22 protein-coding genes are annotated in these 26,548 nt (G+C 58.7%); 3 read left to right on the top strand and 19 right to left on the bottom strand.

What is annotated here, in order from left to right; translation table 11 throughout:
- Positions 1–10: 10 nt before the first annotated feature.
- Genes A9975_RS21935 through A9975_RS21945 form a run of 3 tightly spaced genes read right to left on the bottom strand, consistent with a single transcriptional unit; the run spans position 11 to position 3,463 of the window.
- Positions 11–1,168, bottom strand: a complete 1,158-nt coding sequence (locus tag A9975_RS21935) for a nitronate monooxygenase family protein (RefSeq protein ID WP_183034635.1) — start codon at positions 1,166–1,168, stop codon at positions 11–13.
- A gap of 24 nt (positions 1,169–1,192) precedes the next feature.
- The gene (locus A9975_RS21940) at positions 1,193–2,230 is read right to left on the bottom strand and encodes a hypothetical protein (RefSeq protein ID WP_183034636.1); all 1,038 of its coding nucleotides are present in this window, start codon (positions 2,228–2,230) and stop codon (positions 1,193–1,195) included.
- A 42-nt stretch (positions 2,231–2,272) separates the two neighbouring features.
- Complete coding sequence (locus A9975_RS21945; protein WP_183034637.1) at positions 2,273–3,463, bottom strand: FAD-dependent monooxygenase; 1,191 nt, start codon at positions 3,461–3,463, stop codon at positions 2,273–2,275.
- A 307-nt stretch (positions 3,464–3,770) separates the two neighbouring features.
- Between A9975_RS21945 and A9975_RS21950 the strand changes: the two genes are divergently transcribed.
- The 3 genes from A9975_RS21950 to A9975_RS21960 all read left to right on the top strand — a co-directional run bounded on the left by A9975_RS21950 (position 3,771) and on the right by A9975_RS21960 (position 7,648).
- Positions 3,771–5,408, top strand: a complete 1,638-nt coding sequence (locus A9975_RS21950; RefSeq protein ID WP_183034638.1) for an AMP-binding protein — start codon at positions 3,771–3,773, stop codon at positions 5,406–5,408.
- A 248-nt stretch (positions 5,409–5,656) separates the two neighbouring features.
- On the top strand, positions 5,657–6,493 hold the full coding sequence (locus A9975_RS21955; RefSeq protein ID WP_220810848.1) for an MBL fold metallo-hydrolase: 837 nt from the start codon (positions 5,657–5,659) through the stop codon (positions 6,491–6,493).
- Positions 6,494–6,637: 144 nt separating this feature from the next.
- Positions 6,638–7,648 carry a porin gene (locus A9975_RS21960; protein ID WP_255503364.1) on the top strand — a complete coding sequence of 337 codons (1,011 nt, stop codon included), beginning with the start codon at positions 6,638–6,640 and terminating at the stop codon, positions 7,646–7,648.
- A 53-nt stretch (positions 7,649–7,701) separates the two neighbouring features.
- Here the strand turns inward: A9975_RS21960 and A9975_RS21965 are convergent, their stop codons facing one another.
- The 16 genes from A9975_RS21965 to A9975_RS22040 all read right to left on the bottom strand — a co-directional run bounded on the left by A9975_RS21965 (position 7,702) and on the right by A9975_RS22040 (position 26,475).
- A complete protein-coding gene (locus tag A9975_RS21965) occupies positions 7,702–8,667 on the bottom strand; it encodes a LysR family transcriptional regulator (RefSeq protein ID WP_183034640.1) in 966 nt (321 codons plus the stop codon).
- Positions 8,668–8,800: 133 nt separating this feature from the next.
- Positions 8,801–9,826, bottom strand: a complete 1,026-nt coding sequence (locus tag A9975_RS21970; RefSeq protein WP_183034641.1) for a tripartite tricarboxylate transporter substrate binding protein — start codon at positions 9,824–9,826, stop codon at positions 8,801–8,803.
- 40 nt (positions 9,827–9,866) lie between these two features.
- Positions 9,867–11,942, bottom strand: coding sequence for a tripartite tricarboxylate transporter permease (locus A9975_RS21975; protein ID WP_370565200.1), 2,076 nt, complete (start codon positions 11,940–11,942; stop codon positions 9,867–9,869).
- A 38-nt stretch (positions 11,943–11,980) separates the two neighbouring features.
- Positions 11,981–12,892 (bottom strand): alpha/beta fold hydrolase, encoded by a 912-nt coding sequence (locus A9975_RS21980; protein ID WP_255503365.1) that lies wholly within the window; start codon positions 12,890–12,892, stop codon positions 11,981–11,983.
- Between the two features lie 97 nt (positions 12,893–12,989).
- Positions 12,990–13,922 carry an alpha/beta fold hydrolase gene (locus A9975_RS21985; protein ID WP_183034644.1) on the bottom strand — a complete coding sequence of 311 codons (933 nt, stop codon included), beginning with the start codon at positions 13,920–13,922 and terminating at the stop codon, positions 12,990–12,992.
- A 464-nt stretch (positions 13,923–14,386) separates the two neighbouring features.
- Positions 14,387–15,190, bottom strand: a complete 804-nt coding sequence (locus A9975_RS21990; RefSeq protein WP_183034645.1) for an IclR family transcriptional regulator — start codon at positions 15,188–15,190, stop codon at positions 14,387–14,389.
- A gap of 22 nt (positions 15,191–15,212) precedes the next feature.
- Positions 15,213–16,178 carry a tripartite tricarboxylate transporter substrate binding protein gene (locus A9975_RS21995; protein ID WP_183034646.1) on the bottom strand — a complete coding sequence of 322 codons (966 nt, stop codon included), beginning with the start codon at positions 16,176–16,178 and terminating at the stop codon, positions 15,213–15,215.
- Between the two features lie 33 nt (positions 16,179–16,211).
- A complete protein-coding gene (locus tag A9975_RS22000) occupies positions 16,212–17,546 on the bottom strand; it encodes an MmgE/PrpD family protein (protein WP_183034647.1) in 1,335 nt (444 codons plus the stop codon).
- 161 nt (positions 17,547–17,707) lie between these two features.
- Positions 17,708–19,798 (bottom strand): acetate--CoA ligase family protein, encoded by a 2,091-nt coding sequence (locus tag A9975_RS22005; RefSeq protein WP_183034648.1) that lies wholly within the window; start codon positions 19,796–19,798, stop codon positions 17,708–17,710.
- Positions 19,799–19,801: 3 nt separating this feature from the next.
- Positions 19,802–20,596, bottom strand: a complete 795-nt coding sequence (locus A9975_RS22010) for an enoyl-CoA hydratase/isomerase family protein (RefSeq protein ID WP_183034649.1) — start codon at positions 20,594–20,596, stop codon at positions 19,802–19,804.
- A 32-nt stretch (positions 20,597–20,628) separates the two neighbouring features.
- On the bottom strand, positions 20,629–21,621 hold the full coding sequence (locus A9975_RS22015) for a tripartite tricarboxylate transporter substrate binding protein (protein WP_183034650.1): 993 nt from the start codon (positions 21,619–21,621) through the stop codon (positions 20,629–20,631).
- A gap of 279 nt (positions 21,622–21,900) precedes the next feature.
- Positions 21,901–22,773 (bottom strand): tripartite tricarboxylate transporter substrate binding protein, encoded by an 873-nt coding sequence (locus A9975_RS22020; protein WP_183034651.1) that lies wholly within the window; start codon positions 22,771–22,773, stop codon positions 21,901–21,903.
- A gap of 133 nt (positions 22,774–22,906) precedes the next feature.
- A complete protein-coding gene (locus A9975_RS22025) occupies positions 22,907–23,860 on the bottom strand; it encodes an SMP-30/gluconolactonase/LRE family protein (protein WP_183034652.1) in 954 nt (317 codons plus the stop codon).
- A 20-nt stretch (positions 23,861–23,880) separates the two neighbouring features.
- The gene (locus A9975_RS22030) at positions 23,881–24,762 is read right to left on the bottom strand and encodes an amidohydrolase (protein WP_183034653.1); all 882 of its coding nucleotides are present in this window, start codon (positions 24,760–24,762) and stop codon (positions 23,881–23,883) included.
- The gene (locus A9975_RS22035) at positions 24,720–25,406 is read right to left on the bottom strand and encodes a tripartite tricarboxylate transporter substrate-binding protein (protein ID WP_183034677.1); all 687 of its coding nucleotides are present in this window, start codon (positions 25,404–25,406) and stop codon (positions 24,720–24,722) included. Before A9975_RS22035 ends, A9975_RS22030 begins: the two co-directional genes overlap by 43 nt.
- Positions 25,407–25,440: 34 nt before the next feature.
- On the bottom strand, positions 25,441–26,475 hold the full coding sequence (locus A9975_RS22040; protein WP_183034654.1) for an IS630 family transposase: 1,035 nt from the start codon (positions 26,473–26,475) through the stop codon (positions 25,441–25,443).
- Positions 26,476–26,548: the final 73 nt, after the last annotated feature.

Raw genomic sequence — 26,548 nt, forward strand, 5'->3', positions numbered from 1 at the left:
GGGACCCTCCTCAAACACTGCCGACCAGTCGGGAGATGGATTCAGACGCACCTTTCACGAGGTCCTCAACGATCTCCCTCGCGGGCCTAGGCTTCGTCAGCAGCCCTCCTCCAACGCCGCTGGGATTGCTATGCAAGTCCCAGCGTCCGGCAGCCGCCGCAGCCGCATTGAAGTCATCCATCAACACCTTCTGATACGGGTTCGCGAGCGGCTCCAAGCCCGAGTCCTCCCAGGCTTTGATCGTCGCATTTCGAAAGCCGCGCATGGGACTCCCAGAGTAGATTCGGTCGGCACGAAAGTCCTCCAACCGCCCCTCCAGAATCTGCGCTTTGTGTTCGGCGGGAATATTGCATTCCTCAGCAACCAGGAAAGCCGTTCCCATCCAGACACCCACGGCACCAAATGCCAGTGATGCGGCAATGCCCCGGCCATCGCTTATGCCACCGGCGGCGATGACTGGCACAGCAACAGAGTCGATGACATCCGGTAGCAGAGCGAAATTTGGGACTCGCCCTACGTGCCCGCCGGCCTCCAAACCTTGCGCGATAATGAGGTCGGCGCCCGCCGCCGCATAGCTCTTTGCTTGTTTCGTGCTCGTAGCCAAGCCCATCACAAGCATTCTCTTCTTGTGCGCTGGCTCCGCAATCAGCTTCAGGTCACCCACGGCCCCGGCGAATACTTGCACATCCTCATCGAGAACCACATCGATCAAGCTGCGAGTAAGCTCCGAGCGTGAGCCCCTGAGTCCGGCATCTGTGCCGTCTGCCGTGGCAGCGCCTGACACGGCAATGCGACTGTCCAGCTCAACCGGCTCAAGACCGAATCCTTTGGCAAGATCCCGTACAAAGGCCGCGTGCTCTGGGAACTGCTCCAGGATCTCTCTGCGAATTCTGTCTCTGTCTAGCTCCGCCTTGGCGACGGCTTGTGGCAGTACGAGATTGACGCCAATGGGTCTAGCTGTCAAGGCACGAACCTCCCGGATGACAGCGCGTAGCCGAGCAGCTGATAGGCCAGCGCCACCGATAACGCCTAGGCCACCAGCTTCGGACACCGCCGCTACCAGAGCTGGCGGCGTCGCTCGCCCCTGAGACCCCATGCCTGCGAGACAGACAGGATAGCGAATATCGAGAATCTCGCACAGCTCTGTCCTGAGTTGAATGCTTGTCATTTAAGTCTCCTAACAACCATGAGGTTACGAGCGTGCCAGCATCTCGTCCGCGTCGCTCAATTCCCCCGGAGCAACGACAACACCGTGGTCGATCACCAGGATTTCATCGATGTAAAGGCTGTGCTCGGTACATACGGCATCCGGGTGGTTCTCGCCACCACCCTCCTCCCACCACGGAGTGCCAAAGCCAATCGCATCATTGCCTCGCACGCGAATGTCTTCATTGAACGATTTCCCTGTGAAACGCGCACGAGGATGAAATCCATGCGAAAAGTGGATGATTGAACCTAGCGCTCCGCCGCTTGCCCTGCGCAAAGCGGCTTCAAATACCTTACGGTGGCTACCTCCACCTGCAATCATACGAATGTCGCCGTCCACGTCAATGGTCAGCGGCTCGTCCAGGCGCGCGTACCACTCATGGAAGACGGCGTTCACCACCACTTTGCCCTTGACAGACGCCGGGTCTGGCATGATGACCGTGGATCCCGGCGGCGAAGTCGTGCCAGGAATGGATTGGTGTCGTAGCTTACCGGCCTTGGGCTTGCCAAGGACAAATGTGACATCAGTCCCCTGGTCGTTCAATACCCGGCAGCGCTTTCCCTCCGCCGCGGCAATGAGGTTGTCCAGGCGGGTCTGAACCGAGAACAGCCGGTCAAAATCCAGGCCCCCGAATAGTCGAATCAGCCCGTCCGGCCCGAGGTCAAGGATGTTCACGGATCGCATGCGCCCCTTGGCCAGTGCCTGGGCGTGGGCAGCAGACCCACTGATGTAAGGAAAGTTGAAGTCGACCCAGACATCGCAGCTGCTTAGGCCAGCGGATACGGCTTCGGTGAGATACGGATCCGCCAGCTTCCCTTGATAGGGCAACTGGGGAATCGTCAGAATGCACACCTTCGCGCCAAGAACACGTGCCGCCTTCGCAACAGCGAGAACGGCGGTCATATCGGTGCACAGGTCAGCGGTGAGGAGCACCTCCTCGCCTGGAGCCAGCCGCAGATAGTCACGGAGCAGGAAGTCCGCCGCCTGAGCTAGCGACGTGGAATCAAATTCTGTCTTCATCATTTTGACTCGGGTGGTTCTGCACACCAGATGGATATCGGATCGTCAGATATGAACCGCATTCGCGTCGTACTCGTAGATCCAGTCATACCAGTCGCCAACTTTGCTTGGTGCCCAATTCTGCGAGATATAAGACGCTGCGGTATCAGGGTTCGCGAGCGCCTCGTTATGCCGGCGCTTGGATTGCGCCCAGGATTGGTCGACAACCTTCTTCGTGCGAGGCTGGCGGAGGTTTTCATACCATCCCAGTGCAAGCTCCCAGTCGGGGGCATACTTTTCCACACACCGAGCAAAGACGACGGCATCTTCAATGGCCATGTTCGCGCCCTGGCCCAGCGACGGGGGCATCGCATGACAGGAATCGCCCAGGAGCGTGATTCGCCCCTTCGACCACGATTTCTCTGTCTCGTAGAGATACGAGCCCCATTTATATGGGGTTTCGATGTGGGAGATGATGCTGCGAATGTTGGGGTGCCACCCCCCGAAGTCCGCCAAGCACTCCTCGAGTGTGCCTTTCTCGGTCCATGAGTTGGTGTGCCAATTGGGCTTCTTGACCGTCCCCACAAAGTTGAAGAGTTCTCCCCGACGAACAGGGTACATGGTCACATTGCCTTGAGGCGAAATCCAGCTGCTCGCAACACCACGCTCCCGCTCCGGCACCCGTTCAATCGGAATCATTCCGCGCCAGAAGATGTTGCCGACGTACTGAGGCTTTGGCGTTCCGTGGAGCTGCTCTCGAACGGCCGAATGGATACCGTCAGCACCTACCAGGACCTGGCCGGCCGCCGTCGTTCCATTCTCAAACCTGGCGACTACCCCGTTTGCGGAACTCGACACATCGACGCATCGATACCCGGTGCGGACAGCATCAGCCTTCACCTTCTTTACGGCGTCGAGAAGCATCGAGTGCAAATCACCGCGATGCATCGTGAGGTAGGGTGCACCGTAACGCGCTTCAGAAGTGCTGCCTTGATTCTGGAGCGGCCACGCCTGGCCGGTATTCCACAATCGAAGTTCGCGGTCGCGCGACAGGACGCCCAGTTCACGAATCTTGGATTCCAGTCCGAAAGAAAAGAGAAGCCGCGTTCCGTTCGGACTGAGCGTGAGACCGGCGCCAATCTCCTGGAGGTCGGGTACCCGCTCATACACCTCCACATCGTGGCCACGGCGGAGAAGAGCCAATGCGGTGGCGAGCCCGCCAATGCCGCCTCCAATCACCAGGGTCTTACTATCCATACTCTCATCCTCTTCTACTCGGCGCTCGGATAGCGTCCGACGACTGGAATGAGTCTAGCGAGACAGCAAGTGGACGAGAACGTACGCAATCTCGCTACCAGCTATGCAAGAATTGAGCGGCCACGGGTTGGAAATCCCATCCACGTGAGCTATAGCAGGTATTGAATGGGGTCTGTTGTCACCAGAGTCGGAATCCATAGAATCCATAGAATCCGTAAAGCCACCCGGATCAAAGCTGGTCCCCACAGGACTCACATCTGCGGCCGCAGTCCCAACATTACCTTCTGCCCCATCTACAGGACATCACATGGCGTCGTCAAACTCCCTCTTTCTCGACTATGACATCCGGAAGCTGACCATCGGAGAGATTCTTGAGAAACGCGCAGCAGATATCGGTGACAAGGTCTATTTGAACTACCTCGAGACCGGACGCCAGTACACCTACGCGGAAATCAACAGCACCACGAACCGCTGGGCCAATAGTCTGATTTCCATGGGTATTGGCCGAGGCGCCCATGTAGCTGTCATGATGGACAACTGCGCAGAGCAGCTCCTTCTGTATTTCGCCCTTGGGAAGATTGGTGCGGTGACGGTCCCCATCAACACCGCATCCCGAGGGGATCTGCTGAAGTACTATCTGGAGCTCGCCGACGTCGAGGCTGTATTCGTCGACCTGACACTCCTCGACCGCATCGCCGAAGTTAGCGCCGAACTCCCCAAGCTCACCAAAGTGATTGGTACCCCAACCACGGCGGCCGATGCCGACGCCGAGAAGCCGGACGGCTCGTATATTCGTTTTAGCGCTCTCGACGATGGGCCTGACATGCCGCCGTCCGAGCGGGCTGTCTACTCCGACCCGGCCTTCATTGCCTTCACATCGGGAACAACTGGCCCATCCAAGGCTGTGATTTTCGGCCAGGCGGCTATGCTTCTGACGGGCCTCAATTATGCTCGAAGCTACGGCTACTCCAGCTCTGACGTTTACTACATCTGCCTCCCCTTGTTCCACGCGAGTGCCCTGCGCGGAGCGGCATATCTCTCCCTGATGTCTGAAGGATCCATCGCGTTGACACGGCGTTTTTCGGTGTCTCGCTTCTGGAGCGATGTCAGGCAGGCCGGGGCAACAACCTTCAATCTGCTTGGCTCCATGGCGAACTTCATCTGGAGCACGCCCCCTTCGGCGCACGACCGCAACCATAACGTTCGGTTTTGCCGCGTCGCCCCGGTTCCGAAGTTCGCTCGCGAGTTCGAGGAGCGCTTCAACGTCCGCTTTGTGTCAACCTACGGGTTGACGGACGTCGGCGCACCAGTTTCCTACACGCTCAATGACCCTCGAGAGAAGCTTGGCTCGTGCGGACGTGCGCGGGAAGGCTGGGAAGTCATGATTGTCGACAGCGAGGACTTCGAGCTTCCGCGAGGCGAAGTCGGGGAAATTGTGATTCGTTGCAACGTACCCTGGCACACGTCGTCGGGGTATTACAAGATGCCTTTGCAGACGTTGGCGATGATCCGGAACGGCTGGTATCACACCGGCGACCTGGGCTACATGGACAAGGACGGTTATCTGTACTTCAAGGACCGCGCCAAGGATTCCATCCGCCGCCGAGGAGAGAACATCTCCGCCTGGGAAGTCGAGCAAACCATCCAGAATCATCCTGCAGTGCAGGAAGTGGCCGCCTACGCAGTGAAATCGGAACTGAGCGAGGACGAAGTTGCCGTAAGCATCGTTTTGCGCGCCGACCAACAGCTCACGGAGGCCGCTCTCATCGAGTATTGCGCATCGAAGATGGCCTACTTCATGGTTCCCCGCTTTGTGCAGTACGTCAAAGAACTCCCAGTCAATGCCAGCCAGAAGGTTCTCAAGGTAAAGCTGCGCGAAGCAGCACAGGAAAATCCCGAGTGCCTTTGGGACCGGGAAAAGGCAGGCATCGCAGTACACCGGTAACGTCTCTGCCCCGTCGATACAAGGTAGTTCTTCGGCCCAAAATGGGCCGCTTTTTTTTACGCGCAGTCCGCGTCTCCAATCTGCCGCGGCAAGTCCTTGGGGCAAGTCAGGGCCTGGCGTGCCAGAGCACCGGCGCATATCTGCAATCCAGTTTCATACCTATCTCAGCTTCGATGCATCTGGCAATCTAGTTTCATCAGGATCAGCAACCTGCGCAAGCTATTACGCAGGAAACCGTGCAAACCGAAATGACCATTTCTTACTTGAGAGAACCAGAGCCGCGGCGCACCCAAGCAGAGCTCTTGCTGCCGGGCATTTACCGAGTCGTCGCCAACAATCCTGGTCCGCTCACTTACCACGGCACGAATACGTACTTACTGGACCATGCAGAAGGCACGGTGGTGATTGACCCCGGGCCGGGAGAGGACCCGGCGCACATCGATACCATTCTCGCTGGCGCCCGGACTCCCATCACGAAGATTCTGCTTACCCATGCGCATCGCGACCACGTCGGCGCCGTGGAAGCCCTTGTGGCGAAGACAAGTGCAACGACGTTTGCCTTCCGATACCCCGTCGAGCAGGGATTTCACCCTGATGTGCCACTTGGCGATGGAGACGTGGTCGCCGACCTGGACGTGCTCTACACCCCAGGGCATTGCTCGGATCATCTCTGCTTCGCCCGTCGCGATGGCATCGTCTTCACGGGAGACCATGTCATGGGTTGGTCCAGCTCATTCGTGGCTGCGCCTGACGGAAGCATGAGGCAGTACCTGGACAGCCTGGCACGCCTCTTGGCCAGAGGCGACAGCTGCTATCTGGCGGCACACGGCCCCGCCCTCCATGACCCGATAACCTACGTCCGCCAGTTGATTGAACTAAGGCTGCGAAAAGAGGCAGACATTCTGAGCGCGGTTCACAACTCCGGGTCCATTTCCATCGAGGACTTATTGCGGATCTCGTATCCGAAGGCAGTTGAGCCTCGCATCCGGCGAGCTGCGCAACGCACCCTCCTTGCCCACCTCATAAAGTTGAGAGACGACGGTACGGTTCAGCTGCTTAGTGACCTTTGGTCGGTAAGCAGGTAGAAGCCAACACACCCGGCCCCGCTCTGACGGCGCATTCGCAAGATATCGATTTCAACGTCCATTCGTAGCACCACAACCACAACATGTATGAGGGAGCGTACTGCCATGAGATCACATCGAAAATCCCGAGCACTCCTGATATTGATGAGCTCAATATCTTGCGCGGGGCCAGCAATGGCCCAAAGTACGGTCACTCTCTACGGGGTTGCGGGCACCAACATCGCCTACACCAGTAACAATGGGGGAAAGAACGGTACAGGTGGGCTCGTTTCGCTGAACAGTGGCGGCCTTTCTTCGCCCCGTTGGGGGATTCGGGGTTCCGAAGCTCTGTCAAGCGATCTCAAGGCAATTTTCGTCCTTGAAAGCGGATACTCCAATGACACGGGCGCACTAGGAGACTCCACGCGGCTGTTCAACCGCCACGCCTATGTCGGTGTCTCTAGCAGCTCCTATGGAACCATCATCGCTGGCCGCACATCCTCCACGATGTATGACTTCATTCTGGACTTCGCCCCCCAAGCCTATTCCACTACCTTTGAACCATACAACAGCCTCGCGTCCCAACGCGTCGACAACGCCGTAAAATACACCGGCGACTTCGGCCCAGTTCGCGTAGGTGCTTACCGGGCACTTGGCGAGCAGCCTGGCGGTATGAGGGCGAACAGTGCTTGGGGCGCGGCGATCGCCGCATCAGCGTCGAATTTATCTGGCACTGTTGCTTTCGATACTCTCTACGGTGCGCCATCCGCCCAGGGATATACCGCGTCAAAGAGGCTTGGTGCCGCCGTTTCGTACGATTTCTCGAAGACATCGGTCATGGCCGGGTACCGTTGGGGGGAGGACACCAGCACCGCAAGCGCAGTGACATTCCGCGATAACCTATGGTGGTTCGGTGTCAGACAGCAAGTCTATAGCGCACTCACCGTGATTGCGGCTTACTACTACGACGACGTCCGCACCCAGAGTGGCACGAATCCACCCAATCCGTGGCAGGTGGCAGTGTCGGCCATCTACTCGCTTTCCAAACGGACTGACCTCTACGGTTCCGTGGCATACGCGAAGCATGCCGGCCTCAACTTCGCGAGTGTTTCGAGCCTGGACAACAAGGATGTCGGGCAGACTGGCGTCGCCGTTGGCATCCGGCATAAGTTCTAGGACACGCAAGGCTACCGGCCTGGTTTAGCAACCTTGGGCCGGTACGCCATGCGTTACTCTGTTTCGACGCCGCTCAAGTCATCTCGAACGCGGTTGAGGTTACAGTCAACTGTACCGCGGAGTACGCCCGTTTCCACAAACCTGAGAGCTTCCGCATGGATAACTCGAAGTAGCGAGCGCGCGGCGGGAGAAATCGGCAGGTTGAGCGGAGTTGCAGCGACCAGCAAGGCCCGCATATCGGGCGATGCAATCTTCCGCGCGACCAGTCTGCCCATGCGAATCTCGCGATGCACTGCTCCAAATGGCAAGATCGTGGCTCCCATGCCGGCACCCGCCAACTGCCGAAGCGCAGGAATAGAATCGACTTCCATGACGATGTTGAGCTTGATGCCGGCCTGCTCTGTCGCCCGCTCGATTACACGCCGTAGTCCGTTCTCCGGGCCGGTAAGAACCAGCGGCATTCCCTCCAGCTCGTCCAACTCCACTTCCCGATCCGCCGGCATCTCGCGATTCTGAATCAGAAATAGGTCCTCCAGGAGGAGCGGTGCCGCGTTCAGATTGCGATTCCGCGCGGCATCGTAGAGTACCGCGACGTCGAGGAGGCCCTCCTCTATCCACTCGCCCAAAGAACTACTGAATCCCTCCTTCACGCGAAGGCCTGCATCGGGACAAACCTGGCGAAAGTGCATGGCAACAGGCAATACCAAGGTCGCCCCGATCGAAGGCGGAACGCCCAGCGTTACCCGCCCTTGTGGTGTTCCTCCGCTTTCCACTAGTTCCCGTTTTACATCCTCCAACAAGCACAATATCGTGTTCGCCGTGTTCTGCAGTTGCACACCGGCATCCGTCAGCACGACTCCGCGGCCGTGGCGGTAGAACAGTTCATGCTTGAGCTCTTCCTCGAGCTTTCGAATATGGCGACTTAAGGACGGCTGTGCCATCCCGATCGTCACTGAGGCCCGAGAGAAGCTTCCTGCCTTGGCTACCTCGACAAAGTAGCGCAGCCCTGTGATGTCCACCTTGTCTCTCCTCCATTCCGGGATACCTGCATCTTAACCGCGAATGCGAGAAGGCAAACAAGCCACCGCACACACGAGGTTTCCTCGTGTGTGCGGTGGCCTTCGCCTGGGTCTTCTCGCCTCGAAGCAACTCCTACTTGCCCGCTCGAATCGCCTTCGCCCGTGCAATTACGTCAGGGCCGAACTGGTCTGTACGTGTCAGCTTCTGCAATTCCGCCCCGCTCATCGGGTCGAACCACGTGTGTGATGCCTTGACCTCCGCGAGCAGTGCTGGATCCTTCAGCATCGCATCAAACGCGTCGCGGAGAATCTTGATGCGCTCTGGAGGAACGCCCGGAGGCGCCGTGATGTGCTGGCCGAGCGTAACGGCCGTCAGAAAGACGTTAAGCACCTCACGGTCGGCGGACGAGCTGACGAATTCGGTTACAGCAGGCACGTCAGGAAGTTGACTGCTTCGAGTCGGCGTGTACTGGACAAGAAACCTCACCGCACCGTCCTTGACCCAGCCCGGACGAAGCGAGTACAGAGAGTTGATGCCGATAGTCGCCCCGTCCGCCTCCCCCCGTTCAACGGCAAGGATGGTAGACGCCGAGTCACGATATCCCGAAACAAACTTGAACTTCGTACCCGCCAAATTGTTCATGACGTTCGGGAAGACTTGAACCAACGAAGCAGGAGCCGTCGTTCCGAGTACCGTCTCCCTATTTTTTGCGTCAGAAATCGACTTTACCTTGTTGTCATCAGCACGGACAAACGTCAGGTTAATCCCGCTGGCGACGCGCCCGATCATGTTGAATTCAGCGGCCTTGAAAGAGACCCCTGGGCTGCCCAGCAAGTCCTCCACAATGATGTTTGCCGGCAACTGCCCAAGCATCGTGCCGTCCTTCCTGCCCTTTCGGTAGAGGTAGTTCGCAGCGGCCAGACCACCCGCGCCAGGCATGTTCTGCGCCACCACATTGGGGTTCCCAGGGATGTGCTTCCCTAGATGACGAGCGACGAGCCGGCCGATGTAGTCGAAGCCGCCAGGACCGGAGGCGATGACGATTTCGATGGTCTTACCTTGGTAGAAATTGGAATCGGCAGCAAAGGCCGGCATAGCTGCTGCGCATCCCGCAATCAAGCAAGCCCGCCCAAGGAGGGTGGTGAATGAAGTCTTCATGGCAGATCCTTTCGCAGGTGTAGGCCTGTCTGTATGTGAGTTACATCGATGGAATGACATCTTTCAATGCAGGGAGCCAATCTCCGACGAGGGATCCCGGCCACGGTATAAGAAGAAGCCTGTCGAAGACCAGATAGATGAACAGCGTCATGCCAATCGCTAGCATTGCGGTCGTCTTCCAGCATTCCCGCCCCTCCAACCGCATGTAGGCCACAATGAAAAGTGGCACCGTCGGTATCAATCCAATGAGCGCCATCGATGCCATGAACAGTAGAATCCAACCGAAGAAGATGGCGGAGCGGAGAAGTACCGTACGCTGACTGAGATCCTCAAAATTGCCGCCGACGTCCATATGGATCTTGTCTGGATTGCCCGTCGCCACCGTGGACCTGAACACCTCATTGAGCAAGGCGAGCGCGCAGAATGCAATAGCGGCCACGCCTACAACCAGAGGAATGACCTTTGCGGCAAAGTTCCATTTCGTTGCTTGACTGACCAAGACGATGAACACGCAGAGCATCACCGCGTGGAGCCAGTTGGTTACCCGCCAGTGGGGCTTGGAGAAACCAGACAGCATTCCACGAATGCCACCGTGGGCCCGCACGTCCTGGTACAGCGGCCCGAGGATTGCAAAGGCTGCGAGCAAGAACAGTGCCACCACAATGGGGCGTGTCATCCAACCCATCCCATAGCGCTCGATCGAGATGAACATATACCGCTCAACGATCGACCCCAGAATGAAACCCAGTACAAGCGGAGGACGCGGCCACTTGGAATGCTTCAGAATAGAGCCAAGCACACCAAAGAAGAACAGCGATACAAGATCACCCCAGCTGCGCTGCCCTTCGAATGCACCAACGAAGACAAAGCACAGCACCACAGGAAGAATCAGGGTGTAACGTAGCGTTGCAAGCTTAGCAAAGTGGCCGGAAAACAGAAAGCAGAGGCCAGACCCGAGAATGTTGGCCAGCGCAACGCTCCAGATCATCGCGTAAGTGAGATCCAGATGTTTTGTGAGCATCTCCGGCCCAGGCACCAACCCGTGCATGAGGAAGGCGCCCAACAGCAAAGCCATGCCCGCCGAGCCTGGCACGCCGAACACGATCGCCGGTACCAGTGCACCACCTTCGCGCGAGTTCGCTGCGCTCTCGGCGGCAATAACACCCCGTACGTCACCCTTCCCGAACGTCTTGGACGCATCCTTTTCGGTTTTCAGTGCATGGCCATAGGAGATCCACTCAATGACCGAGACGCTGATTCCCGGGACAGCGCCGATCACGGCACCAATCCAGGAGCATCGCAAGATTAGGAACCAATGGCGGAAGCAGTCGCGCAGACCCTCAAGAAGCCCCGGTTGAAACACACGCGCCCATCCTTTCCGCGTGGCTGAGTCTGAGCCTTTCTGTACCGCGATGTCACCAACAAGACACGTGCGGCTGACCGCCAGGTCGCAGAGTTCCGGAAGAGCAAATAGACCCAGGGTCAGCGGGACCAGCGGTAACCCGTCCAGAAGGTAGTCGATGTCCCAGGTCCAACGGTCCGTGGCAGTCTGAGTATCTGGCCCAATCATAGCCAGCATTACGCCGAAGCAGGCGACGGTCAGCCCACGCAGAGGCGTCCGTCCGGACAGAACGGCAACGAGAGAGAGCCCCAACACCGCCATTCCGAGCAACTCAGGCGAACCAACATAAAGGATGGCTGGCTTGATTACTGGAATGGCAACGCCCATCAGTAGGGCGCCAAATAGCCCTCCAAGCATTGCGGAGAAGTAGGCCGCCCCCAGTGCTCTACCCGCCTCCCCTCGCTTGGTCATGGGAAAGCCATCTAGGGTAGTTGCCGCCGATGCCGCCGAACCAGGCGCCCCCAGCACGATGGCGGAGATTGGGTCCCCAATAGTCACCGCAGAAAGCAACCCCAACAGCAGCGCAATTGCAGTGGCTGGGTCCATGGCGAACGTAAACGGTAGCAAAATCGCCACCCCCGCAACGCCTCCAATCCCTGGAATAATCCCGAGCGCTAAGCCGAGCGTCACACCGCCAAACAAGAACATCAGACGATGCGGCTCGAGTAGCATAACTAATGCCGCCCCTACCGATCCAAGCACATTCGCATCCACGCCATCTCTCCTAAATAATTGACGAGCTAGCCTCGCCGTTACCGTGGCGCCGCCATCTGCCATCCTGCGCGTGCCACGCGCCGACGACTCAACGAAGATTCAACGCCGACGAACGAGCGAATCATCCCGTTGAACTCTGCTGCGCGCTCCCGGAATACCAGGTTGCCCGCGCGGTTGATGATTCGGAGATGCGCGGATGGCTGCTTCTCCAGAAGAAGTCCATACAAAGCGAACGCGTGTTCGATGGGAACAATCCGGTCCTGCAGCCCCCAGATAAGCTGTATCGGCACGGGAAATCCGTCTTCCCGGAACCTTGCGAAACAGGCGGACTTCGCCCGGGAGATCGAAGCCCGCATCGCCGCCTCGGTGTCAGCATCTACGTGGCCGCCGACTGCGCAGCTAACAGCGTCCCCGAGGAACAGTCCATCGCCAATATGCGCATCGGAGAAGGACATCCTCTCCATTAGCCACTCTTGTCCGTAACGATTTGATATCGGACACGGATACCCAGCCAGTTCGAGACTTGCGATGCCGTCTCCAGTCGGCGCAGCACTGGAGCCAACCAAAGTTACGGAGGAAATGCGCGTTGGCAACGCATACGCTAGACTCAGGGCAATGATCCCGCCTTCGTCATGGCCAACCAAGTGAACAGATCCAGGGCACACGGCTTCGACAAACTTGCGAGCGTGCTCGGTCATCTGCTCGATCCCTCTGATGCCATCTCCAGCCCCTTGCGTACTCCCCATGCCGAGGAGATCCGGGGCCAGCACACGAAAGTCCTGGCTCAGAGCAGCCAGATTTCGCTCCCAGATGTAGGCGCTCTGCCTTAAAAGGCCTGCAGGCGTTCCGCCGTGAAGGAGGACGACTGTCTCCCCGCGCGTACCCGCTCTCAGGTACCGGGTCAAGGTTCCATCCAAATCAACCTCACAAGGTTCCAAGACGCTCACCATTTTATGTATGGAAAAGACAGTTCGATTTCCGCGGAGCACTGGAGAAGCCCCGCTCCTCCTCCGGCACTCCGTTCAGACTCATGTGAGACGTGGTCTGCTAGTGCACATAGCCCATTGCGAACCGCATCAAGAGGTCATTGAAGTGTTCAGGGTGCTCACGAAATGGGTGATGCCCCGCCTCGTTGATAACGGACAGGTAGCTCCGACGTTCGTGGGCTGCGATCATTCTGAAAAGCTCCAGACCACGACTCACTGCTGCCGTCCGGTCATTCGCGCCCCAAATCACTTGAGTCGGCCGCGTTAGTCCACCAGCGCTCAACCATTGCAGGAGTTCCCGCTTCATTTGTGCCAACCTCGGAAGGAAGAGGCTATCCTTGACGCCGCCCTGCATAATGCGAACGCCCGCTTTGTACTTTGCGAGATTCAAGACCTCAAAGCCTGCCTCTACATACTCCTGCGTTACCGATGCCGACGAGAAAGCGGATCGTTCCATGACCCACCGTTGACTTTCTCGTGTGTACGGCGGAAACGGACACCCTGCCAGATTGACATCCGTCATTCCGACACCTGGCGAGAGAGTGCTGCTGTTAATGAGAGTGCAGGTACTTACCAGGTCTGGTCGGGCCTTGGCGATGGCCACAACCGGGAGTGCACCTGCTGACTGGCCCACCAGATGGACGTTCTTCAGGCCAAGCTTGTCGAGAAATGCAATCAAGTGACCAACCACAGCTTGCATAGTGAAGTCGTCGTGCAGTGGATTTTCGGTGTGGCCCTGCCCCAGCTTCTCCACGGCGATCACATGGAATGCAGTTGAGAGCACATCGAAATTTCGGTCCCAGGTCTGCACGACCGAGGTGGCTGTCGGATTCCCAAAGTGACCACCGGTAATCAGTAGCATGGGCTGCCCATTGCCCTTTGCAAAGTACCGAGTCTGAATCCGGTCTACGTCGATCCAGGTCGGCTCTACACCCATTGACATGTCGCGCTCCAAGAGGACTTTTTGCTCCGCGAAAGCAACTTCCCGCACCATGACTGAGCACCTTGGGACAAGTGCGGTGTCGAAGTGGCATTCGCGCTCTGTTGGTCACTCTACTGGAGGCGAGGCCTTCGAATAAGGCGGATGGAAACCATAGCCGCTATACATCAATTGCATAGGAGCTCACTGGACGTCGCGAAGGCACAACGTGTCACCGGCCAGCTTGCGGTGACGATTCGCACCATGCTCGCCCTGCGCCGCCTAGGGTTTACGCGGCATATCTCATCCCGCGCGGCATGTGGAGCCTTTTTATTGGTGGGAACCCTTATCATATGAAGCTTGACAGTGCTCCCCAGGTCGCCTCAGGCGCTCATTCTGACCGCGCCGCAGTAAATAACTGGACGCTATGGGTCATGTCCGCTGAAGGCAGGGATCATTGCAGGTGAGCGCACTACGGCCCGCCCCTGTCATAGTCAGCGGGGAAGAAAGAGGAGACCCTCTGACATTCCTCCTACAAGTCAATCGATGCGACTGACCTCGGCGTGAATCGCCGCAGCAAGCTCGAGTAGCGGCTTGGCAAGAGCGGCTTCGACTTCTGCAATCTCCTGCTGAGTCGATGCGCTGGCGTTGAGGACATACGTTCCGTAGCCCTCAATTCGCATTGGTGTGGCAACCGCCACCACCTGAGGCTGCCAGGACGCCACGCAATAGCCTTTCTCCCGCACCGTCCGGATCGCCAGCTCAATTTCCGTGCGGATGGGCAGCCATGCTCGACCAGGATGTCGGCTCGCCATCTCGCTCATTGTGCGGTCAAAGGATTCCGCTGAGAGTGTCGAGAGATAGGCTCGCCCCAACGAAGTTAGCGCCGTCGGGATACGGAGGCCGCGGACGATGGTGCGCAATGATTGTCGGCGACTATAGCGAAACGACTCCAGATACACCATGTCGTCCTCATCAGCCACAGCTAGCCCAACGTTGATTTTGTGGCGCATCGCAACTTCCGTCATTAGCGGAGTCGCAACCTTAAGAACAGTCGAACCGTCACTCATGGCATGCGCCATGCTCAAGACAGGAGCACCCAGGCGGTAGGCTCGAAACTGAGGTACGTACTCAAGCATCCCGGATTCGACTAAAGTCTGCGTCAGTCGGCTCACGGTCGACCGCGAAAGTCCCGTTCGATCCGCAATATCGCCATTACCGAGCATTGACGACCCAGCACGGAAGGCGCGCAAGACTGCAATCCCTCTCTCCAATGAACGATTGGGTGTGGCCTTCCCTTTCCCTGGTTTGACACGATCCGGATTTGGGATGGTATTGCTCATGGCGGGCCAAAGTTCGCAGTGGCTAGTCAAACTGGATATTTCTGTCCTTCGCGACGCCTTTCCATCGCGCGACTTCCTGGCCGACGGTCCCGGTTAGCTCTTGCGGGGAACCTACCTTGCCTGTGACGCCTTCCCTTTCCAAACGGTCGCGATACGGACCGCTCGTCGAAGCGCCAGCTATAGCTTGATAAAGAACCTGCGCGATCGCCGGCGAGGTTCCCTTCGGCGCAAAGACACCGTACCAGACGTCAGCGCTATATCCCTTCACACCCGTCTCGCCAACAGTTGGGACCACCGGAAAAGTGGCAGACCGGTCCGCGGACGTCACAGCGAGAGCACGCACCCGACCATCTCGAATGAGACTGGCCGAGCTTGCCATGGTGGCAAATGCGACATCGATATGGCCGGCCAGAAGGTCGGCGAACTGAGGCGCTGAACCCCTGTACGGCACGTGAGTCAGCTTGATTCCGGACATCGCCTGCAGGTACTCGGCGGCCAGGTGCACCGAACTCCCGTTACCGGCGGAGCCATATGTCAACTTTCCGGGCGAAGTTCGGGCGACTTGCAGGAAGTCCTCCATGGACTTCAAGCGACTGTCGCTACGTACAAGCACCACGTTGGGTGCACGGCCCAGCAGTGCAACCGGCTCAAACGCGCGCGCTCCGTCATAGGGGAGCTTGGGTCCAACGCTCGCCACAATCGCGAACGCACTCGTCGTGAGAAGCAACGTGTACCCATCGGCCGGACTCTTGCTGACCTGGTCCGATCCCATGATGGATGCCGCACCTGGTTTGTTTTCAACGATGAATGGCTTCCCGAGACGCCGCGACAGTTCATCGCCCAGCGACCTCGCGATGGCATCTGTGCCTCCACCTGCGGGGAACGGTACGATAATCCGAACCGGGCGCTCGGGGTACGGTGCTGCATGCACAGGCAACGCCAAGAGTGCTACGCAGATACAGGCGAGCTTCAAAAGGTCTCTACGCAACTTGTCTCCTCCTTGTTATCGTCTTGCTGAGGCCTAGCGCGAGAAATCTACCGTTGGCGACTGGTCGATACGCCAGAGCGTTGCAGCAAGCTTCTCTGCCGCAGGCCGCCCCAACACAGGAGATGCGAGCTCGAGCAACTTCGCATCCAGGTCTGCGTCAGTGAGGGGATCTTCCGGGTCACCCTTTCGATTCGGCTGGAAGTGTTCGGCAAGCTGTCCGTCGACGGTCTCAATACGAACGTTTGCAGCACGCTTGCCTGGAAAGGCTGCGTCAATCTCTGGATCGACCTCAATGGTCATGCAGTCCATCAGCCTGCGCGTTTCGTCGTCGGCGAGCCTGTCTGGCGCGTATGCCGCGAGCCGTACGCTGCCAAACGCCAACGCTGTAGCAACGATGTACTTCAGGCTGAACTTCGCCTCATTCTCGGTCTTCGGATCGAGATTGCAAGCGATATCGAGGGCCGGTCGGTAGGTCGCGACGCGGATGCGCTTGATCTTGGCCGACTCAATTCCAAGCACGGCTTTCAACGCCAACGCACCATCAATTGCGGCAAACGTGTGCCCGCAGCCAATATGGTTCTTGAAGGTCAACCGGCAAATGTGGAAATCGCTCCCGAGTGTTGCAGCCACTGCGCTCCAGTCCGCCCCGTCGGACATGGCCTTGCCCAGACCTGCCGCACCGTCCAGCACGTCCAGCGAGCCTGTTGCTCCAGCGACTGCTGCCTTGGCGGCCAGAAGCCCGCCCTCGGCGGCGCGCCCCACATGCAGCGGCTTTGACATCGAATCCATCCGGAAGGCTTGCTGGAGTCCGGCAGAGAAAGTTGCTGCAGTTGCAAGTGCATGAGCCAGCTGGGCCGGCGTCGCGCCATAGATGAAAGCGGCGGCGGCAGCAGCGCCAAAGACGCCAACGGTAGCGGTGCTGTGCCAATACTTGTAGTGCACGCGCCCGAGTGCAATACCGATGCGCGTGGAGATCTCGTAGCCGACGACAATGCCTTTCAGCAACGTCTCCCCAGTGGCGCCAACGTCCTGGGCTGCCGCGATTGCCGCGGCAATCGTGGGCGCGCCAGGGTGATACATAGCGTCCTTGAAACTATCGTCAATTTCCGCTGCATGTGCAGCCGCTCCATTGATTAGCGCGGCAGCCCTCGCCGTCGCGGGCTTTCCGGATGCCAGCTTCGCGCGTCCAGTGGACAACTCCTCGTCGAGAATGCGTTCGAGGATTGCAACTGCTTCATGGCCGATACCTGGATACACGGAAGCGTGCCAATCCACCAGGGCTCGCTTTGCGTGATGCATGGCTTCGGGGGGAAGCGGCGCAGATTGGACCATCGAATAAAACTGGCCAAAGGCCTCTGTTGCGTACACGTTCAGGCTCCTTGCCCGGCGCCCGCTGGGCGACGTTCTGTGTCCTGCCACAACTGCAGCAGGAGTTCGTTCACGCATTGACTGGCCTCATACTGGACCCAATGCCCTGCTTCGGCGACTACGCTGCGGCGCGCGCGGCTATCGATGAGGTAGTCAGGACTTCAGGCACTGAGGACCGCGACCGCATCGCCGGCCACTACGCCACGTCCTTCCGCCAGTACGAAGACTGGGTTAATTTCCGCCTCAACCAGCTTTTCGCCGAGCGAAGCGACCATGCCCGAGAACGCAACGATGGCATCTGCCAGCGCATCAATATCGGCCTTCGCCCGACCACGATACCCCTCCAGCAATGGAGCGGTCCTCAGGGAGCGGATCATCTCCAGCGCGACCGCCTTCGACAAGCCGCGACCAGGCGAGAGCAGGCGCAATGTCGTGTCCTCGAAGAGTTCTGCTGTGACCCCACCCATGCCGAGGAGAACGCCCGTGCCAAGCGGATCGCGGTGCATGCCCAGAATGACTTCGACTCCGCCCTTCACCATTTCCTGAACCAGGAAGCGCGTGGGTCGCGTGCCGACTGCCTTTTCAACCTGGTCGCCCATCTGAACCAGGCGTTCGCCAATCTGAGCAGGGTCCACATTGACTGCCACGCCGCCTACATCGCTCTTGTGCGTGATTTCGCCCGACAGAATCTTCAGAACGACCCCACCATCGAACTGTTTGGCAGCCGCGACGGCTTCCTCTGGACTCTTCACCACAGTTTCACGCGTCACTGGCAACCCAAACGCACCAAACAGCGCTTTGCCAGCGGCCTCGTCCAGGGAGCCAGAACCAAAGTCCTCCAACTTTAGCGCGGGCTTCGGTGCTGTGCCTGCATCGTCTGCGCCTTCCAAGGAACCGGAGCGCAGCATCGCCTGGAAAGCCACCGTGCATGCCTCAGGGTCGGAGAACGCCGGCACCGCGCAACGATTCAGGAGTGATGCCACTTCCGGAGCATGCGGGCTGACATACGCGATGACCGGCTTGTCGCTGGTCGGGAGGCAATCACGAATGGCGTTGGCCATCAGGTCGGGCATGGCCAGGCTCGACGAGCCCACGATGACAGTTACGGCGTCATAGCTCGGGCTCTCCAACAGAATGCGAATCGCAGCGCGGAGAAGGTCCGGCTGCAGACCGGCCAGCGTAACGTCAATCGGGTTACGGTCCAACGCTGCATGATCGCCCTTCTGAAGCGCACGCAGCTTTGCCGCGGTCTCTTCATCCGGAGCCGGCGTTTCGAAGCCAGCTACACCCAGACTATCCGAAACCAGCGTGCCTGCCCCGCCCGTAGACGTAAGGATTGCGATCCGTTTGCCCGCCAGCGCCCGGCCGGTGGAAAGCGCGGCCGGGATATCCAACAGGTCAGCAAAAGACTGAGCGCGGATGACGCCGACCTGGTCAAACAGCGCGTCGTACATCCGGTCTGCGCCGGCGAGGGCTCCGGTGTGAGAGACGGCAGCACGCGCCCCGCTCTCTGAGCGCCCGACTTTGAATGCCACCACGGGCTTGCCAGCGCGGGCGGCCTTCAGCGCAGCGAGCCTGAAAGTTTCCGGATTACGGATACTCTCGACGTACAGTGCGATGACCTTGGTAGCTTCGTCGTCCACGAGGTAATCGATGAAATCTGCCAGGTCGAGGTCCACCTCATTGCTCGTAGAAACCAGCTTGGACATCCCGATACCGCGGGCAGCTGCACGCGACAAAAGAGCCCCCAGAATGCCACCGCTCTGGGACACGACACCAATGTTGCCGGCAGGAAACTTGTCCATTTCCAGGGCGCCGCTCGCCGAAAGCGGGATTCCGTCAGTCAGGTTGACCAGGCCGATTGTGTTCGGACCCAGCAGACGCATGTCACCAGCTGCTTCGATCAACTCTGCCTGGCGCCGCGCACCTTCTGCGCCCGTTTCGGTATACCCGCTCGCCAGCACAATGGCTGCGCCAGCTCCCTTGGCAGCGAGGTCGCGAACAGCCAGGTGTGCCCGCTCGGCTCCGAGCAACACGATTCCGACGTCCGGAACCTCCGGCAGGGACGCCACATCGGGATAGCAGCGCAGACCATCGATCTCTGCGACCTTCGGGTTGATGGGATAGATAGCGCCGGCGAAGCCATGCTTGCGCAAATAGTGGACCGGACGACCAGCAGTCTTCGCAGGGTCGGCAGAAGCGCCGATTACAGCAACGCTGCGCGGCGTCACAAGGCGTTGGATTGCATTCATGGTTCAGCCCTTTTCTGCGAGTTTGTTCAGGAAAGCGAGCACGGACTCGCGATGTTCGGCGCTGGTGTAGCAGATCCCTTGCGCCTGGCTGCCCTGAGCAAAAATCTGGTCTGCCGGCAATTCGTATGACTGATTCATGATCGTCTTGCCCAAAGCAATTGCGGTCGGCGAGCCCTGGCTCAGTTCCTTGGCCCAGGCCACTGCGTTTTCCACGAGGCTGTCGGAGTGGCTCAGGCGATCCACGATGCCAATGTCCTTCGCCTCTTCAATCGCGACCTTGCGGCCGGTGAAGACCAGCTCCTTGGCTTTCGCCAAGCCAACCCGCCGCGGGAGGAAGTACATGCCACCGCCGTCCGGAATCAGTCCACGATTGATGTACGACCAAGAGAACGACGCATGTTCCGATGCAATGACGAAGTCGCAGCAAATGGCGGTGTCCGCGCCGAGACCGGCAGCGGCACCATTGACCGCGGCGATGGTTGGCTTGGGCATGGTGTGCAATAGCTTCTGAGTGTAATGCACACGCTGCTGACGGCTCCAGCCGTTAAAGCCGACCTCTCCTTGCGGCGCTTCCATACGGCGCTTCATGCCGGACACGTCACCACCAGCGCAAAATCCCTTACCGTTACCAGTGATAACCAATCCCCGGATAGCCTTGTCTGCTGTAATGCGCTCAAGGGCGTCGATGAACTCGGTGCGCATGTCATCGCTCATGGCATTGCGCTTCTCAGGACGGTTAAGGGCAATGACAGCGATGCCAGACTCACACTTCAGTTCGATAAGGGAATAGTTTTCCATGATTCAATCCAGTTCTTGTTAGGGTGCCGCACTCAGTCAGCGGTGATGTTTGCGTCCTTGATAATCTTGCTCCAGCGCTGACTTTCGCCGGCCACATACCGGCCAAACTCTTCGGGGGTGCCGGCGCCGACCGTCAGGCCCTCCTGCTCTGCACGCTTGCGAAAGGCCTCCGTCTGTACGGCATTCCTGGCGGCAGCGTTCAGACGTGCGATAACGTCCTTCGGCGTACCAGCCGGCACGAAGAGGCCATACCAGCTGTCAGCCGAATAACCAGGGACTCCGCTTTCAGCGATGGTTGGAATCTTGCTCAAACCACCGGCTTGCGAGCGCTGCGCCGCCGTCACAGCAATCGCCCGGAGCTTTCCGCTCTCGAGGTGCGGTGCCACGGCCGCGGCGGTGGCAAACATCACGTCGACTTGGCCACCAAGGAGATCAGTTATTGCCGGACCTGCGCCGCGGTATGGGATATGGTTCATGTCAACCTTGGCCAGCTTCTTGAAGAGCTCGCCGGCCAAGTGAGCGGATGTGCCTGCGCCTTGCGACGCGTAGTTGATCTTGCCGGGCTTCGCCTTCGCCGCCGCGATGAGATCTTGCACGGACTTAATTGGACTATCCGGACGAACCACCAGTACATTTGGCGAGCGGCCTACAAGCATCACAGGAGCAAAGGCCTTTTCCGTGTCAAACGGCAGCTTCTTGTGAAGGCTCGGGTTCACTGCATGGGCCAAGGTGGCCATAACCATGGTGTAACCGTCCGGCGCACTCTTCGCGACCGCGTCGGTACCAATGATGGTGCTGCCGCCCGGCTTGTTATCCACGATAACCGGTTGGCCAAGGTCCGCGCCCATGGTAATGCCCATCGCTCGGGCCACCAGGTCGGTACCGCCGCCCGGGGCAAAGGGAACAACCAGACGAATAGGCTTATCCGGGTATGCGGCCGATGCAGCCGATGGCGCAGCTGCAACTGCGAGCGGAATCAATGCGAGAGTGATGCGTCGTACGAAGGCCGCGCGGATCATGTTCATTCTTGTCTCCTGTTAGCGAATGCTTGAGCGCGTCGGACTCGGTACGTCTCTTGTCCCAGCGCGCTTCTTTGTTAGACACAGGTTAGCGACAAGCTTGGGATCAAGCACCTCCCGAATTCCATTCAGTGGAATTGCGCAAGGCACCATTGGGTGGTCCTCCGGACAACGCGGGCGCCAAAGAAAAAAACCCGGCGGTAGGCACTCCGCCGGGTCAACCCTGCCTCGATTCCTGGAGACTTGACGACAATGGACAGGGGGCAAGAAACTACTGTTTGCGCGTCACTCAGGCTTCACACCTCGCTCAGCGATAAGGCGCGACCACTTTCCCGCATCCGAGCGAATTCGCGCAGCGAACTCCGCCGGAGAAGAAGGCGCGGGAGTCATACCCATGGTCATAAGGCTACCTTTGACTTCCTTGTCTTCGAGTGTCTTGCGAATAGCGGAGTTGAGTTCCTGGACGACCTTTGGCGAAGTGCCGGCCGGTGCCATTACGCCATACCAGTTCTCGGCGATAACACCCTTGATGCCGCCCTCCTCCAGCGTCGGCACATTGGGAAGATAGGGAAGCCTTGCGCTAGTTGTCACTGCGATGGGCTTCAGCTTCTTCCCCGCGATGAATGGCAACAGGCCCGAAGCATCGCCGAAGAAGGCATCAACCTGGCCACCAATTGTGTCCGTGATGGCTGGCGCTGCCCCTTTGTATGCGACATGCAGGAACTCGGCGCCCGTCGAGGCCTTGAAGAGCTCAATAGCCATATGCGGCATGCTGCCAATCCCCGACGAAGCCAACGAAACCGGCTTCCCCGACCGACTCATGGCAACGAAGTCCTTCGCGGACGCGACTTTTGACTGCATAGGGGCGACAAGCACCTGAGGCGTAGTCGTGACCAGAGATACAGGAACCAAATCCTTCTCCGGCCTATACGACAGGTTCTTGTAGAGCGACGGGTTAATGACAATTGCACCGGCACTGGTTAGGAAGAACACCGAACCATCTGCAGGTCCTTTCGTTACCGCGCTGACGGCGATGGCACCATTTGCACCGGGCCGGTTGTCGATAATGACCCTGCGCTTGAGCTCGGTTTCGAGCTGCTTCGCAATAGCCCGCGCCAGTGCGTCCGCTGGCCCACCGGCCGGAAATGCGACTACCATTCTGACAATATCAGCTGCAATCGCAGATTGCGAGCAAAGCGCTGCCATAGCGGAAGCCAGGGCTACCCGCAGAAATGTCCTTCTCATATTACCTGCCTCTCTTACGATACTCTCGTACTGACTTGGCGGATGGCTACCCGCCAATTGCACCTTGCGTGTTGACATAAAGGGCGTAAATGGATGTGCACGACGCCATGAACAGCCGGTTGCGATGGCGACCGCCAAAGCAAAGATTGGCGCAGCGCTCAGGCAAGCTGATGTGACCGATAGCCTCGCCGTCTGGCGCGAATATCCGCACCCCATCAAGTTCCGGAGTACCCATTCCCCAACCGCACCAGAGATTTCCGTCGATATCCACACGGAACCCATCTGGGGTACCTGGTCCGGCATCCACCAATATCTTGCTGTCAGTCAAGGTCCTGCCGTCAGCCGCTACATGGAAGGCGCGAATGCGGCGAGGACGGGTGCGAGACTCGATCACGTAAAGCAGCTTCTCATTGGGGGAGAAAGCAAGGCCATTCGGGCCACTGACATCGTCCGCAACCACGTCGAGATTGCCGGTGTGCGGATCAATGCGATAGATACGCTCCGGCAATTCCGCCGCGGCCTTCTCGCCTTGGTAGAAGCCTGCGATGCCGAATGGAGGGTCCGTGAACCAAATTGAGCCATCGGACTTCACGACGACATCATTGGGAGAATTTAGCGGCTTGCCGTCGTACTGATCCGCCAGGACGGTAGTGGAACCGTCATACTCAGTGCGAGTGACTCGCCGACCGCCGTGCTCACAGGTAATCAATCGCCCTTGCCTGTCCCGGGTATTCCCGTTGGCATTGTTGGACGGCTTGCGAAAGACAGTGGTGTTACCCGTCTCTTCGTCCCAGCGGAGGATCCGGTTGTTCGGGATGTCACTCCACAGCAGGTAGCGTCCATCACCGAACCAAACAGGCCCCTCGTTCCAGCGGCCGCCCGCCGCGATTCGTTCGATTGCCGCCAACGGCAAGTGATACTTCTCAAACCGTGGGCTGAGCGCCTGGATGCGTGCATCCGGATAGCGGATGGGCGCATCCGGCAATGAGGGTGCCTGCATGATGGTCTCCTTTGGGCTTGTTATTGGTAGAGGCTAGTCGGGTTTTCGGACAACACGGCCTTCAGCAGCGCTTCGTCACCTACCGCCGCGCCGAGCCAAGCAAGCAGATCGTCGTCCTTCGGCACTGGATATGTAAGATTCGGATGGGGCCAGTCCGTACCCCAGACTGCCCGCTTTGGCGCCGCAGCAAGCAAACGTTGCAACACAGTCTTGGCCTGCGCAGATCCCAGGCTGCCCTTGGTGATTCGGTCAACGCCCGACACCTTGACCCAAATGTTCTCGTCGCGCAGCAAGGCGCAAACGTCGTCCAGGCGGGCAGCCAGATCGGGGCCATCCACCGCAAGGCGCGCCATGTGGTCGATTACAAGCTTGACGCCATAGTGACCGGTAGCGTCCACCGCCGCGATGACATTCTCAGGCTCGCCATGGACCAGCGCGTGCCAGCCGTACGGACGAATACGCTCTACGAGCGCCTTCACCTTACCCGCATCGAAGGAGTTCCCGAGATGGCTCATCAGGCCAATGCGGATTCCCTTAACACCACAAGCCGCCATCGTCGCGAGCTCCGCGTCGGAAATGTCGGGCGAAATGACGGCAATACCCCGATACGCGCCTTCACCCGCATCCAGGGCCGCCCTGAGTACGGAGTGATCGGGCCCATAGCATGCGGCCTGAACGATGACGCCGTGCGTGATGCCCACAGACTTGTGTATTGCACGAAGCGCGTCAAAGGGCGCCGCTTCCGGAGCGTATACCGCGCCCTCCGGCAGCGGATGTCTGTCGTAAGGACCGTAGATATGGGTGTGGCAATCCCATACGGGATAGGAAACCGACATAGTATTGTCTTGCCTTGAATCGATTAATTCGCAGTCGCGCCAGTCTCTTTGACGACCTTCGTCCAACGGAGATATTCCTTGTGAATGAGGTCGTGATACTGAGCAGGCGTGCCTCCCATGGGCTCCGCGCCTTGCGCTTGCAACGCCTTGACTACTTCCGGCGACTTGAGCGTCTGGTTCAGTTCGCGGTTCAGTCGTTCGACGATCGGCGTTACGGTCCCTGTCGGCGCTACGATACCTTGCCACGTGCCCGAGTCAAATCCCGGGAGCACCGTCTCTGAGAGGGTGGGAACATCGGGCAGAACCGAGACCCGCTTCGAAGTCGTAGCGGCGATCGCGCGCAGCCTCCCTTCCTTGATGAAGGGAAGGACAGCGTTCAAGCTTCCGGACATCATGAAGTCAATGCGGCCAGCCAGAAGATCCGGCAACGCCGCCGCATTGCCTTTGTATGGCACGTGGTTAAACTTCGTCTTCGTTTTGTCCGCGAACACAGCGCTGGTGAGGTGGTCAATGGTCCCGTTGCCGGACGAACCAAAGTTCAGCTGCCCAGGCTTGTCCTTGAGCAGCTTGACGAAGTCCGCTGGCGTTTTTACTGCAGACGCGGAGTTGACAATCAGAACGAGTGGAACGTTTGCAGCGTACCCAACCGGCGAGAAGATCTGGTCCGGGTTGAGCTTCGGAAGATTGAAAAGCGCTGGAGAAATCGCAATCGAGGAACTGTTACTAACTTTTCAGAAAGTATTGTCAGGCCGCAGCGTATTGGCACTCCGGCTGGCGAAAGAACGACTTGACTAACTCAGGCAGTCGTTGAATGCGACGTAACGCACTTCTCGCCAATTTCTTCATTTCGTTCTTTCCCTGGACTAAACGCTTGGAGACTTGCCGCTTCACGTGCGCCCACACCTGCTCGTCGGGGTTCAGGTGAGGAGAATACGGCGGCAGGTAGAACAGCTTCAGCCGGCCTTGCTCACTTTCGACGTATGTTTTGACTAGCTTGCTTCTGTGTACCGGATGCCCGTCCACCACCACAAAAACCGGCTTGGTCGCGCCGATCATCAATCGCTTGAGAAACTCGATAAACACCGTCGTATTGACGGAGCCGTCATGCACCATGAAACGGAACTCCCCACGTGGACTGACTGCCGAGATCATGTTCAGCGAGAAGCGCCGGCCGGTCACGCCAACCACAGGTGTCTGGCCACGCGGCGCCCAAGTCGTACCGGTGTGATAATCCGAGCGAATGCCCGCCTCATCCACGAAGTAGATCGTTGCGGCCGCCGCTCGCGCCTGAGCCCGGATCTCCGGATAGGTCTCAATTTCCCACTGCCGCACCAGCTTGGCGTCCTGCTGCCAAGCCTGATAGAGCGGCTTCTGCGCACTAAATCCCAGCAGCTTCATGATCCGGCTGACCGAGGCCAGCGACAACTTCTTGCCGAATTGGCGATGGATCAGCTCACCGATCAGCGACAGCGTCCACAGCCCGAACTCGAACTTGTACTGCAGCGGCGTGTTGTCCCTGATTGCCTTGGCCAGCCAGCGCATTTCCTCGGCGCTGATCTTTGGTGGGCGGCCGGGTATCGGCTTAGCCAGCAGCGCCGTCTGCCCGCCGTTGGCAAAGTCGGCCAGCCAGCGATAGACGCTGCGCACATTGACACCAAAGGCCGCAGCCACGCTTTCTACCGTCTGGCCTTCGCGAATAGCCTTCACTGCCTGCTGCCGCATTACCTGCAAGGCTTGATGCTCGATCGACCGAGCATCCGAGTTTCGTTTGCATTTCATGAAAGCATTGTCTCACATGACAATACTTTCTAAAAGGTTAGTAACTTCGGTGCATCGGTCTTGATGCAGTATA

It is taken from the genome of Cupriavidus sp. UME77, from assembly GCF_014170355.1.
In the GTDB taxonomy this organism is placed as follows: domain Bacteria; phylum Pseudomonadota; class Gammaproteobacteria; order Burkholderiales; family Burkholderiaceae; genus Cupriavidus; species Cupriavidus basilensis.